This window comes from Brumimicrobium oceani, from assembly GCF_003143775.1.
GTDB classification, from domain to species: Bacteria; Bacteroidota; Bacteroidia; order Flavobacteriales_D; family Crocinitomicaceae; genus Brumimicrobium; species Brumimicrobium oceani.
In genome coordinates this window covers 22,781-35,546 of record NZ_QFRJ01000013.1, presented here as the reverse complement: position 1 = coordinate 35,546, position 12,766 = coordinate 22,781, and the positions used below count along the sequence as shown (strand labels likewise).

The following is a 12,766-nucleotide window of genomic DNA, read 5'->3' as shown; positions in this document are numbered from 1 at the left end:
TTATTGGTCTAAAATTGTCTAACTCCTCTTCCTCCTGTCTGTTTGTTTCGATTGGCATTATAAGTATTATTTGTTAGGTTAGCACGATTTGCAATCTGATTGTAAATAGCCGATGCATCCCAGTTTCCACCTCTTACAATAGTATGAGTTGGGTCTAGACTCCACCCTGTTTGATTTACCTCACCATTTGGACTTATCTCACCATTACCCAATATTCCAGTAAAAGGAGCTATGTTGCCATTTGCAAATCCTACAGAAAATGTTTGCTCCCATACATTTCCAGAAAGTTCCATAACTCCCCAATAAGAGGCTCCCGCCCCAATTCTATCAGTAGTTTGAGTAGCTGCAAACCCAACTCTTAAAGGGCCAAGGCTTGAGGATCCATTATAGGCACATAGACCTCTACCTGGAATTAGAGTTGCATTAGAAAGTTCAGCACCAGTTCCTCCGCCACTAAGAGAACTCGACACAGCTGAAGTAATTGATGTATTTCCCCATGCATACTCCAGGTTTACAGCAGGTGTTAATCCTCTGGCAGCTTTTTCATACTCTAATTCTGTCATTGGACGCAATGCAGACCAATCTAAATAAGAAATCAAATCTTGCCAATTTAAAAAATTACAAGCTATATTATGACCATCAGTAGACTCGTTGAATGTAGCATTGTTATTTAAATTACACCCATAAACTGCGGGAGTAGTTACATTACCCTGTGACTGAATTTGAATTCCATTACGGTTACGGATTTGAGATGCGTGATCAGATAATGCATTAGTACCAACCACTGAATTAGGTATGCGCTCTGTTCTTGAAGTTTGTTGTGTAAAATTCAGCAAATTTAAAAAAGAAGCATATTGCTCTTGAGTAATCTCGTACTTCATTATGTAAAACCTTCTAAATCCTTTAGGGAAAGCTGAAGGAACAGCTGGGTTATATGTAGGATGTGTTGTTCCTTGACCATTGTGCTTTAAGGCGCCTTGTGAAATGCTATTTTCTGAATTGACTTTATAAGGTTGAGCGGTTACGTTGTTTCCAGCAATACCGTAAGTGCTGGACCCACCAGCTTCAAAAGCCCCGTCTAATACTGCAACCATCTCAATACCCATAACTTCAAAGTTTACATTTGCTAAATTATAAGTTCCTTGAAGTTTTATAGTTACTTAAGTTGAAGGGATGGAACCAAAACCAAAGGTTGAACGTCTTATAAACACACCTTTACCATCTGGAACTGGATTTACAGCTAATAAACCTGCCGCTGTATGATCAGCAGCCGTAGTACTTACGTTTACATGTTCCCAGGCTTTGTCGAAAGACTGACAATCTTGAGCCTTAATGAAAATCCAAACAGCATCCCAATTACTAGGCGGGTTATTTGTGAACCAACTGTTATCCCACGAAATGTTAAATTGAATTGTTGATGTTGTGGCATTTACATTTGTTATTTGCAGATTATTGGCAAAAGTTGTACTGTAAACCATTGTAAGAAAAGTAGTGAAGAATAAAAAGATATGTTTCATGAAAAATAGTATAATTATAGCAAAAATAATTTTTGTAAAAATAACTAAAACGACATTACACCGTTGCCTCTAAAGGACATTTCTTAAAATAGCTTAAAAGCTTTACGTAAAATTGATTTTTGGATTGATCAGGTTTAGTTTAGTTCAATCCTTGTCTTTCCTCCCAATAATCCCCCAAGCTGCCGCGAGATTTAGCGCAGCTTCTCGTGGCCTTGGGCAGAAAGATTGATTTTACCTCCCAAAACTTCTTTATATTCCCCCAAAATATCTTAAATTTCACCTCGTTATAAATTTCAAAAACAATCTTTGAACATTAATTAAGTTTAAAGTGTTTTGTAACTATAATAAGTAAATGTACTTTTGCGGTAATACGATTTTAACACATGACGAAATTTAACCCTGGTCTTCTCTTAAAAGACATCAATAATCCTGCTGACTTAAGAAAGTTAACAGAAGAGCAATTACCTCAAGTTTCTGAGGAAGTGCGTCAATATATTATTGATGTTGTATCTGAAATTGGTAATTCGCACTTTGGCGCAAGTCTAGGAGTGGTCGAATTAACCGTAGCCTTACATTATGTTTTTGATACGCCAACCGATCAATTGGTTTGGGATGTTGGACATCAGGCATACGGACACAAGATACTTACAGGAAGAAGAGATTCATTTCCAACCAATCGAACGAAAGGTGGAATTAGTGGTTTCCCGAAAAGAAGCGAAAGCGAATACGATACCTTTGGTGTGGGTCATTCGTCGACTTCCATCTCTGGAGCTTTAGGAATGGCGGTTGCCAATCGTTACAAAGGTCATCCAGAGCGTCAACACATCGCTGTAATTGGTGATGGAGCAATGACTGCTGGTTTGGCTTTTGAAGGTTTGAATCATGCTGGATTTGAAAAAGATGCCAATTTATTGGTGGTTTTGAATGACAATTGCATGTCCATTGACCCTAATGTCGGGGCATTGAGAGATTATTTGACAGATATTACTACTTCTCATACTTACAATAAAGTAAAAGATGAGGTGTGGACAATGTTGGAGAAAATTTCAAAATTTGGTCCTGATGCTCGCTCGGTGGTGAGCAAAGTTTCAACCGCTTTGAAAGGAAGTTTGTTGAAACAAAGTAACATGTTCGAATCGCTAAATTTCCGTTATTTCGGGCCTGTAGATGGTCACGATGTTATCGGATTAGCAAAAGTACTTGAAGATTTAAAAGATATTCCTGGTCCGAAGATTTTACATTGTTTGACCAAAAAAGGGAAAGGTTTCAAATATTCTGAGGAAGGAAATCCAACACAATGGCACGCGCCAGGGGTTTTTAACAAAGAAACAGGTGAAATTGTAAAGATTGTACCAAGTTCTCCTCAGCCTCCAAAATACCAAGAAGTTTTTGGACATACGATTGTAGAATTAGCAGAGAAAAATGGAAAAATCATGGGTATTACTCCTGCGATGCCTTCAGGTTCTTCTCTAAATATTATGATGAAAGCAATGCCAGATCGTTCATTCGATGTGGGAATTGCAGAACAACACGCAGTAACTTTTTCCGCAGGATTGGCTACTCAAGGTTTAGTGCCTTTCTGTAATATATATTCTTCATTCATGCAACGTGCCTACGATCAGGTGATTCATGATGTAGCATTACAAAATTTGAATGTTGTTTTCTGTTTAGATAGAGCAGGTTTTGCCGGAGCAGATGGAGCTACACATCACGGAGCTTACGATATCGCCTACATGAGAAGTATTCCGAATATGATTGTGGCAGCACCTATGAATGAAGCTGAATTGAGAAACATGATGTTCACAGCGCAGCAAGAAAATATGGGACCATTCAGCATTCGTTACCCGAGAGGTAAAGGTGTGATGACCGAATGGAAAACAGCGATGAAAGCCATGAAGGTTGGAACAGGTCGTAAAGTAACAACAGGTGAAGATATTGCTATTTTATCTATCGGTCACCCTGGGAATTTCGCTCAAGAAGCCATCAAAGAATTGGAAGGAATGGGCGCTTCGGTTGCTCATTACGACATGCGATTTGTAAAACCACTCGACGAAAGTTTGTTGCACGAAATATTCTCAAAATTCGATAAAGTAATTACCGTAGAAGATGGTTGTTTGATGGGAGGAATGGGAAGTGCGATTCTAGAATTTATGGTAGACCAAGGATATTCTTCAAAAGTAAAAAGACTTGGAATTCCAGATGAATATATTCACCACGGAACACAGCAAGAGCTTTATGCAGATATGGGTTACGATGTTAAGGGAATTATCAAAACGGTTGTAGAAATGCTTCCAGAATTGGTGAGTTCAATGAGCTCGGAGGAAAAAGTGAAGTATTTGGTGGGGTAGGAAAAAGATTGTAGAATTAAATTACCCCATTTAGAGGCGTACGGCCGTTCGCCTCTACATGGGGTAATTTATTTTTCGTTAAATCGAAAATCTAATTTTTTAATTCTATTTCTTTGTTAAACAAAATACTCCTCTTTCAACCTACATATTTTTTATATCTTTATTCCATTAAACGATAAATATCTCAGACCTCATGAAAGCACTAATTTTATTCAGCATTCTATTTATTTCATTTACTTCCTTTTCTCAAAAACAAAAAGTTAAAGTAAAAAACGACATTGTTACTTTGGATGGAAATCCTTTATTTAAGATGGTTTCAAGCAATTATCCTGATGGATATACTTTGTATAGTCTGGATGATGAAAAGTTGGCGGTTTTTAATTCGCAGTTTTATAATGACCCTAAACAAGTCACAGCAGGAAGTCCGGAAGGGAGGGTTGGTTATTTTGAAATCACTTTCTTTAATGGAGATTTGGACCAATGCGAAATTCGAATTGTGGGCTTTAAAAAACAACTCGCACAACATATTATCTCTGCTGGATTAATTGAAGACGGAAAGCTAGTTGAAAAAGCAGTGAAAGAGTTCTGTGCTATCAATGGCTCGCGATTTTCAGAAGACCGAAAAAATAGCGGAACAACTATTATTATCAACAATAACTAGTATGCGATAAGAAACGTAGGATTTTTCTTATGAATAAAAAGAGCATGGTGTCGTTGACTTTATTTTTCCCTGTTCATTTAATTCTGTTTTTCTGCCTAGCCTTCAGCACTAATCGTATATTTACTCAATGTTTAAAAAATGATGAAGTTTCATGAGTAAAAAAGCCATCGTAATTCTGCTTGCACTGTTTTATGGATTTACCCTATTCCTGACCTTGAATAGACACAGTAAAGCGGGTGTCCAGAATTATCACAGTGAAATTTGGGCAGATAAAGCAGGGTATTACGTTTATTTACCTGGCTTTTTCATTTATGATTTTGAAGCAAAAGACTTCCCGAAAGAAATTGATCGAAAAACTGGTCATGGTTTTTTCTTGGAAGATGATAAGGTGAAAACAAAATACACTTACGGGGTTTCATTATTACAAGCACCGTTTTTCCTTGCGACTCATGTTATAGCCACAACTTTTGGATACGATGCTGACGGTTTTTCCAGAATCTATCACGCAATGATTAATGTTTCGGCAGTTACTTATTCGTTTTTTGGATTGATTTTGTTGTATTTGTTCCTCATCCGGCATGTCCATAAAAAAGTGGCTTTTCTGACAGTGACTTGTTTGTATTTAGGAACGAATCTGTTCTATTATTCCATTTTTGAAACTGGAATGTCGCACATTTATTCCTTCTTTTTATTTACTTGTTTTTTATACTTGTCGCCCTTTATTTTCAAGCCTAAGCAAAGTTTTTTTCTGTACATTTTATTCGGTTTGATCGTTGGGTTGATTGTCGTGATAAGGCCCGTAAACGTTTTTCTCCTACCTCTATTTTTCGTGTTCAATAAAACTAAAATCACAGAATTAGTAAAACAAATTGGTCCAATATTAATAATGCTAGCTGCAGCTTTTGTTACTTTAATTCCTCAGTTCTTGTATTGGAAATATGCCTCAGGAAGCTATTTGTTTTACTCCTATTCCAATGAAGGTTTTAGCAATTTGTTTTCGCCTAAACTGCTGAATATTTGGTTTTCGACAAATAATGGATTGTTCGTTTACAGTCCTTTAATTATATTTAGCTTGATAGGAATTTTCTTTTTAAAGCAAATTTCTGTTCAAAAAAGAATTCTTTTAGCTTCGTATTTCCTTTTTATTTCAGTCGTTATTGCTTCTTGGCACGATTGGACATACGGTTGTTCTTATGGCTGCAGACCATTTGTAGAATATTATGCTGTTTTGGCTTTGCCATTGGCCATTTTTTTGAGAGAAATCAATACTCAGAAATATTTAAGAATTGTTATTTGGATAATCATCTTGTTAATGATCGTTTATACGCAGAAAATAATGTTTTCTTATGATGGCTGCTGGTATGGTGGAAATTGGGATTGGCAAGAGCTGTACTCGATTCTGACCGGACCAACAAAGTGATTCTTCTTAACTGTTTTTTTGTTGTTAAAAACGCTAAAATATAAAATTGGAATTTTTACAAAGTCAATCCAACTATCAGCGCAGTATAAAGAAGGAAATTATGAAATCTGCAAAAAAAAACTGCAGGAGAAATATTCACCTAAGCACTTCACTCAAGCCTAAAACATATTATTAGAATTCCTGAGCATCAAGAGTCAAAACTCCCCCGTTAATCCTTAAAAATTAAACATTAATAATTATAAAATCAATACTTCACAAAGACATTCTTCGGCTCAGTAAAGAACTTCATCGCTTCCCAGCCGCCTTCTCTTCCTACACCAGAAGATTTTGTTCCTCCAAATGGCGTGCGTAAATCTCTTACCAACCAAGCGTTAATCCATACAATTCCTGCTTCAATGTCATTGGCCATTCTGTGTGCGCGTTTCAGATCATTCGTCCAAATCGTAGCAGATAATCCATATTCGGTGGAGTTCGCCATCATCAAGACATCTTCCTCGTTTTCGAAAGGTGTAATCGTAACCACAGGACCAAAAATCTCTTCTTGGTTCGTTCTGCAATTGAATTCTAATCCTTCGATTATTGTAGGAGCAATATAAAAACCTGCATCATAAGGTGCCTCTAATTTCACTTGATGTCCACCGGCTAGAATTGTTCCCCCTTCTTCTTTGGCTAGTTCAACATAACTCAAGACTTTCTCCATGTGCGATTTAGAGACTACAGCACCCAATTGTGCTTTTGGATCAGTAGGGAAGGAAACCCTAGACTTTTTAATTTTCTCTACAAATTCCTTTTTGAATCGCTCATAAATTCCTTTTTGAACGAAAATTCTTGAACCACACAAACAAATTTGACCTTGATTGGCAAAACTAGAGCGAATGGTTGTGGTCATCATTTCATCAAAATCACAATCATCGAAAATGATGTTTGGGTTCTTTCCACCTAATTCTAAGGAAAGCTTTTTAAACATCGGTGCAGCAATCGTAGCAATCGTTTTTCCAGTTGTTGTTCCTCCAGTAAATGAAATTGCTTTCGTTACTTCATGTCGAACAATTGCATCTCCAGCGGTATGACCAAATCCATGAACAATATTTAAAACTCCTTTAGGAAAGTTGATGTCCTCCATTACTTTACACAGTAAATAAGCGGTGTAAGGCGTAACTTCAGACGGTTTAGCAACCACGCAATTTCCTGTTGCCATCGCTGGAGCAATTTTCCAAGAGAACAGGTACAGAGGTAAATTCCATGGAGAAATACAGCCCACAACTCCTAATGGCTTGCGTAAAGTATAATTGACACCTACACCCACCATTTCATGCGATTCTGAAGCGTAATGTTGAATTCCTGTAGCGAAAAACTTAAAATTAGAGATTGCACGTGGAATATCAACATGTTCTGCCAGTTTGATTGGTTTTCCATTGTCTCGACTTTCTGCTTCAACAAATTCAGACATTCTTGCAGCAATTCCGACGGAAAGTTTCATCATCCAATCGCCACGTTCTTCAATGCTTAGTCCAGACCAACTTGGGAATGCTTCCTTGGCTGCTTTTACCGCTTCTTCAACATCTTCCGCTTGCGAATCTGGAATTTGAGAATAGGCAATTCCTTTTGCAGGTTCTATATTGTCGAAGTATTTTCCTGCTTGAGGTGCAACAAATTTTCCGTTGATGTAATTCTGAATTTTTTCCATGTTGAAGTACTTTAATCTTGTCTTGTAAAAATATAAAACTTAAGCGATTTCCCTCGTTTTTAATCTAAAGGTCGCCATCATTAAAATTCCAAAAAGAATACATGCAAATAGCAAGTGGGCAGTTTGAACCAACCCAGGAACGTTAAAGTGGTTTAGGATTACGCCACTTAATAATTCAATGGCTAACATTACGAAGGCCCAGTGAATGATGCGTAAATCTTTTGTTTTCCTGGATATCCAAAACATTACTGCCATTAAAATCAAAACTAACCACGAAGAGCTCCTGTGAATAAAGAAAATCATACCCAAGTTCTCTGCCCAACCTTCTCTGCCGATTCCTGCTTTTGTGAGGTGGTCAATTTCTTCACGGACTTGAGTACCTAAAAACATCTGTGCAAATACGACGACAAAAACGAAAAATACCAAGGCGTAAAATGATTTGCTTACTTTTATATTCCTTTGTTGAGAAGGAGCTACTAGACGAATAATATAAAGTTGTAATCCGATTATGATTAAGGCGAAAAGAAGGTGAACAGTTATGGTCCACGGAACCAAATTAGTTGCTACTACAATAGAACCAAACCAAGCTTGAAAGAGCAGGAAAATGAGATTAACCGTGGCAATAACCACTAATTTTCTTTGGCGGTACTTGGCGATTATCCATAGAAAAACAAGCAAAACTCCATTTCCAGCTAAAAAACCGAACAGTCGATTAACATATTCTGTCCAGGTTTTTCTTGCATTAAAATCTTGTTCATAAAGGATGGATTTGTCGTTACGAATTTTTTCAGCACTTTCTTCTAATCCGATGGCAGATAGCATATTGCTAAACTTCTCTACTTTTTTTGCTCGTTTCTCACTATAAATCCCCTTGTAATTTTCGGGCAAATTATCACCATTTGTTGGCGGAACCCATTGCCCAAAACATTTTGGCCAGTCCGGACAACCCATCCCGCTTCCTGTTATTCTAACAAAACTTCCCGCTATGACTACAAGGAATATAAAAACTAAAGTTATCCAATTAACGCGAACAAACCACTTACCGTATTTCATTACTAGCTATTTTTTGAAGGTAGAAAACCTGTTTTAAATTTACTTTCTACTGTAAGGCAAAAATACTATTCAATCGTTTATAAAGTCTGAAATCAAGAATGTTTTTAATCGAAATGATGAATTAGAGACGAAATTTTGATTTGTACTGCTTTTTTAGGCCATGGGTGTTTGCACTTGCATCAGTATGGGCGATTTACAAACTTAGCGAAGCAATCTCATGTCCAATCAAGTAATCGTCCCTACCATGCGCAGGAAAATTTCATAAATAAAATTTCCGAAAAAAAATATTTAAGAATGCTAAATGCCAAGTTTTGAATTTAAAAGTTTAATAGCAAGACAGTCAATTGCATATGTAGGGACGATTTGCAATTCATCCGTACTAATGTCAATGACTGTTTTTAAAACTGGGAGTAACGACGCTAATGGATTTTTAAAACAAAATTAAATGGCTTTGAAGTTCATTGAGACCGAGTTAACACAATGTCTCGTATTCTTCTCCGTAAAATTTTCCCCTTCAAAAACGTGACCCAAATGTCCTTTGCAATTAGAGCAAACTATTTCTGTTCTTCTGCCGTCTGCATCTGGAACTCTTTCTACCGCTCCCTCGATTTCATCGTCAAAAGATGGCCAACCGCACATGGCATCAAATTTAGATTCTGAGGTGTAAAGTGGCTGGTCACACTGCTTGCATGTGTAAATTCCCTTAGCGTTTTCATCGAGTAAAGTTCCAGTAAATGGACGTTCAGTACCTTTGTTAAGGATTACTCGTTGTTCTTCCGCAGTTAATGCATTATATTTTTGATCGATGTTTGACATGTCTTTAATTTCTTAAGTTAACGTTTTTGCTTATTTTTTGTTTATGTAAACAAACATTTTTCTAATCTGTTCTTGGTCGTAATCCTTTATAGATCTACCAAATTAGTAGATTACAAAAATAATCAAAGCGAACAAAAAAAAATGGGTTCTAGCCTTGATGCATTTCCGTCCAAGATATAGGAAAAATTTCAAACAACTGCAGTATGGTGATTTGTTTTCTTTTTGTAGTTTTATGGAACTAATTAAGAAGCAATGAGTTTAAAAATATTTTCTCTATTAATGACGGCTTTTATAGTATTCACCGCTTGCAAAAAAGAGGGGTGCACAGATAAAAGTGCTATAAATTACAATGCTGAGGCAGACAAAGATGATGGTTCTTGTGTTTACAATTCTGCTGGTACGGGCGGTACCTTGGAGATCCCGGATTTCTATAGTTTTGAAGACAACAAGGGGAATTCTACGGTTCAATTTCAAAGCCAAACAGATATACTTCAACAACTAAAAGAAATGGTTGAAGTGCTGGAGTCGGGGACAGATGGGGCCATTTTGCCTAACACAATTTTCAACATGTATGGTAATCAAGATGGAAATGGTGGTGGAAATTTCTCTTTTTATTCTGATTATGGTTTGGCGTTTCAGACTTCCTCTGATGGCGAAGATCAAATTAGAGATTGGTTCTACGATTTGGCTTCTGCAAGTAATTACAATGGATATACTGCGGCAAACGGTCAAGCGGGAGTATTAATGTCGGGTTCCAAAAAATACTTATTTGATGAAAAAGGATATGAACGTGTTCGCTTGATTGAAAAAGGACTGATGGGAGCTGTTTTTATGTATCGTGCGCTAGAGGTGCTTTTAGGTGAAGATTATATGAATGTTAATAATTCTGAGGCAGTTGACCCTGAGAATGGTGAGTATTATACAAAGATGGAACATCATTTTGATATGGCTTTTGGATCTTTTGGAGTGGATACAGATTTTCCAACTCAAGTGCCTGATCATTCTTGGGGTAAATACTGTAATGAGAGCGACGCTGCCTTGAATTCTAACGCTGTTATGATGGACAACTTTTTGATGGGACGCACCGCAATTTCAAATGGTGAATTGGTTGAACGCGATGCTGCTATCTCCCAAATTCGTTTGATGTGGGAAAACATAGCTGCGCAACAGGCACTTCATTTTTTAAATTCGGCGAAATCAACATTTAATTCTGATAAGGCGAAGACGCTTCATGCACTTTCAGAAGCCTACGGTTTTTGTTGGATCCTGAGATATGCTCCAGGGGAAACCCGAAGGCTGACAAATTTTGATTACGGAACGTTAATTGGAAGTTTCACAGATAATATGTGGAATATGACGACTTCTAATATCAATGACCTTATCTCCTTTATTGAATGGAAATATAACTAGGGCATGGATAGTAGCCTTGCTTAAAGTGATGTTCATCGTATTGTTTTCTGAAGGGGTTGTCTAGTGCTTGGCGTGCACGGTAAGATACCATAAATAAAGAAAGTGCTTTTTGCGTTAGTTTCATTACTTTTAACCGCCTTATGTCTAGAAAGGCCTGATATGAATAAACTCAAGGCGCATCAGAGATTTCCGATTTTATAAAAGTCCCCTGTTTCCGCCCCATCACTATGTTCCACTTTTTTGCAACGAAAAGCGATAGCTTTTAACGCAGTGTTTGCAAATTTTTAGCAATCAGTATTTAAAACACTTTTTGTTTAAATGAGGTAGTTCGACTGAGTCATCTCTTCATAACGTTCCTGAGTATGATAACGAATTTTAATGTTTGATGATCTTTTTTATGTGCAATAGGATCAACTGTTAGGCTTGTAAGGAATCAACTTTTAAGTTTTTTCCTTGATTTGTGTTGAACATTTTGTCTTGTTTTGGCATTAAAGCTAGAATTAGAGTTGGGCGATTATCAAAATCGGATATTAAAAAACATACTTTAATTTATTCTTATGTATCAGTTTTTTAGTGTTTTGTGATTGTTTTGAAAGGGCTTGGTTTATTTAAAACGATTCTAAATACCGTATTTGTGGTATTGCCTATTCTTTAAACCCTCTTTATTTTTGCCGAAAAATGATTAAACAATAAAAGATGATTAGAAAAATATTTGTTTTCACAGCAGCAGCAGCAGCAACAATGTTAGTCGCTTGTAAAAAAGAAGGATGTACTGACGAAAACGCTATGAACTACAGCACTGAGGCAAAAAAAGATGATGGTTCTTGTGTTTACTCAAGCGCAGGAGAAGATGCATACACTGTTCCTACAACTTATGTTTTTACAGATGCCAACGGAAATTCAACGGTAAGCTATGGTGGTCAAATTGATCGTTTATCTCAATTAGAAGAGATGGTCGTTGTAATGAAATCAGGAACAGAAGGGATGGTTTCAGAGCAGGATTTGTTGGATATGTATGCAAATACTGGAGATAATGGAGCTGGAAACTTTTCTTTTTCTTCTTCAAAACAATTAGAAAATAAAACATTTACAAACGATGTTCAAATGTTTAAAGACTGGATGGCTGATTTAGTTGTTGCAAGTAACGACTTTGCTTCTACTGCAGCTGATGGTCAAGCAGGAGTTTTAACTTCAGGAACGAGTAAATATTTATTTGATGCTAACGGTTATGAGCCAGTTCAATTAATTGAAAAAGGTTTAATGGGTGCGATTTTTATGAATCAAGCAGTGAACGGATACTTTGCAGAGGGTAAAATGAATGTGGATAATAGCGATGCAGTGGATGCAGCAGCTGGAAAATATTACACAACTATGGAGCACCACTTTGATGAAGCATTCGGATATTTTGGTGTTGAAATTGACTTCCCATCTAGCATCCCTAGTAGTTTTTGGGGTAAGTATTGTGATAAGCAAGATGCAGATTTAGGTTCTAACGCAATCATGATGAACAATTTCTTGAAAGGTCGTGCAGCAATTTCAAATGATGATATGGCAACACGTGATGCAGCAATTAAAGAAATTCGTTTGATGTGGGAAACAATCTCTGCAAAACAAGCGGTTTATTACTTAAACTCTGCAAAAGCACAATTAGGTTCTGACAATGCAAAAGCATTCCACGCACTTTCTGAAGCGTACGCATTTGCTTGGAACTTACGTTATGCTCCACTTGAAACAAGAAGAATGTCGCAAGGCGAGCACGCAACTTTAATGAATATGTTCCCAAGCAATATGTGGGATATTACTGTAGCAGACATCAATGCAATTGCAGCGAGTATTGACGGTAAATTTTAATTA

Annotated in this window: 10 protein-coding genes; 5 read left to right on the top strand and 5 right to left on the bottom strand. The window is 36.9% G+C overall.

The genetic code is table 11. The annotated features are described in order from the left end of the window. Positions 1–8: 8 nt before the first annotated feature. Together DIT68_RS13590 and DIT68_RS13585 are read right to left on the bottom strand one after the other, a co-directional pair. Positions 9–1,106, bottom strand: coding sequence for an SUMF1/EgtB/PvdO family nonheme iron enzyme (locus DIT68_RS13590; protein WP_109360365.1), 1,098 nt, complete (start codon positions 1,104–1,106; stop codon positions 9–11). Between the two features lie 54 nt (positions 1,107–1,160). Further along, positions 1,161–1,517, bottom strand: a complete 357-nt coding sequence (locus DIT68_RS13585; RefSeq protein ID WP_109360364.1) for a hypothetical protein — start codon at positions 1,515–1,517, stop codon at positions 1,161–1,163. Positions 1,518–1,900: 383 nt separating this feature from the next. Between DIT68_RS13585 and dxs the strand changes: the two genes are divergently transcribed. The 3 genes from dxs (at position 1,901) to DIT68_RS13570 (ending at position 5,946) form a co-directional block, all read left to right on the top strand. Next, a complete protein-coding gene (gene dxs, locus DIT68_RS13580; RefSeq protein ID WP_109360363.1) occupies positions 1,901–3,865 on the top strand; it encodes a 1-deoxy-D-xylulose-5-phosphate synthase in 1,965 nt (654 codons plus the stop codon). Between the two features lie 193 nt (positions 3,866–4,058). After that, positions 4,059–4,526: a hypothetical protein gene (locus tag DIT68_RS13575; protein ID WP_109360362.1), complete on the top strand. Its 468-nt coding sequence runs from the start codon at positions 4,059–4,061 to the stop codon at positions 4,524–4,526. A 151-nt stretch (positions 4,527–4,677) separates the two neighbouring features. Beyond that, on the top strand, positions 4,678–5,946 hold the full coding sequence (locus DIT68_RS13570) for a hypothetical protein (protein ID WP_109360361.1): 1,269 nt from the start codon (positions 4,678–4,680) through the stop codon (positions 5,944–5,946). A 244-nt stretch (positions 5,947–6,190) separates the two neighbouring features. Here DIT68_RS13570 and DIT68_RS13565 read toward each other — a convergent pair whose 3' ends face one another. The 3 genes from DIT68_RS13565 to DIT68_RS13555 form a co-directional block, all read right to left on the bottom strand. Continuing rightward, a complete protein-coding gene (locus tag DIT68_RS13565) occupies positions 6,191–7,633 on the bottom strand; it encodes an aldehyde dehydrogenase (protein ID WP_109360360.1) in 1,443 nt (480 codons plus the stop codon). Between the two features lie 39 nt (positions 7,634–7,672). After that, a complete protein-coding gene (locus DIT68_RS13560) occupies positions 7,673–8,686 on the bottom strand; it encodes a COX15/CtaA family protein (RefSeq protein ID WP_109360359.1) in 1,014 nt (337 codons plus the stop codon). Positions 8,687–9,127: 441 nt separating this feature from the next. Continuing rightward, positions 9,128–9,502 carry a methionine-R-sulfoxide reductase gene (locus tag DIT68_RS13555; RefSeq protein WP_109360358.1) on the bottom strand — a complete coding sequence of 125 codons (375 nt, stop codon included), beginning with the start codon at positions 9,500–9,502 and terminating at the stop codon, positions 9,128–9,130. Positions 9,503–9,754: 252 nt separating this feature from the next. On the opposite strand from DIT68_RS13555, the gene DIT68_RS13550 reads away from it, so the two are divergent. Both DIT68_RS13550 and DIT68_RS13545 read left to right on the top strand, forming a co-directional pair. Continuing rightward, the gene (locus DIT68_RS13550; protein ID WP_109360357.1) at positions 9,755–10,912 is read left to right on the top strand and encodes a DUF4856 domain-containing protein; all 1,158 of its coding nucleotides are present in this window, start codon (positions 9,755–9,757) and stop codon (positions 10,910–10,912) included. 696 nt (positions 10,913–11,608) lie between these two features. Next, positions 11,609–12,763 (top strand): DUF4856 domain-containing protein, encoded by a 1,155-nt coding sequence (locus DIT68_RS13545; protein ID WP_109360356.1) that lies wholly within the window; start codon positions 11,609–11,611, stop codon positions 12,761–12,763. Positions 12,764–12,766: the final 3 nt, after the last annotated feature.

What these genes read in the sequence shown, in the direction of transcription:
- DIT68_RS13545 (WP_109360356.1), top strand. Translation starts at nt 11,609, where the DNA reads ATGATTAGAAAAATATTTGTTTTCACAGCAGCAGCAGCAGCAACAATG.
- DIT68_RS13570 (WP_109360361.1), top strand. Translation starts at nt 4,678, where the DNA reads ATGAGTAAAAAAGCCATCGTAATTCTGCTTGCACTGTTTTATGGATTT.
- dxs (WP_109360363.1), top strand. Translation starts at nt 1,901, where the DNA reads ATGACGAAATTTAACCCTGGTCTTCTCTTAAAAGACATCAATAATCCT.
- DIT68_RS13565 (WP_109360360.1), bottom strand. Translation starts at nt 7,633, where the DNA reads ATGGAAAAAATTCAGAATTACATCAACGGAAAATTTGTTGCACCTCAA.
- DIT68_RS13590 (WP_109360365.1), bottom strand. Translation starts at nt 1,106, where the DNA reads ATGGGTATTGAGATGGTTGCAGTATTAGACGGGGCTTTTGAAGCTGGT.
- DIT68_RS13575 (WP_109360362.1), top strand. Translation starts at nt 4,059, where the DNA reads ATGAAAGCACTAATTTTATTCAGCATTCTATTTATTTCATTTACTTCC.
- DIT68_RS13560 (WP_109360359.1), bottom strand. Translation starts at nt 8,686, where the DNA reads ATGAAATACGGTAAGTGGTTTGTTCGCGTTAATTGGATAACTTTAGTT.
- DIT68_RS13555 (WP_109360358.1), bottom strand. Translation starts at nt 9,502, where the DNA reads ATGTCAAACATCGATCAAAAATATAATGCATTAACTGCGGAAGAACAA.
- DIT68_RS13550 (WP_109360357.1), top strand. Translation starts at nt 9,755, where the DNA reads ATGAGTTTAAAAATATTTTCTCTATTAATGACGGCTTTTATAGTATTC.
- DIT68_RS13585 (WP_109360364.1), bottom strand. Translation starts at nt 1,517, where the DNA reads ATGAAACATATCTTTTTATTCTTCACTACTTTTCTTACAATGGTTTAC.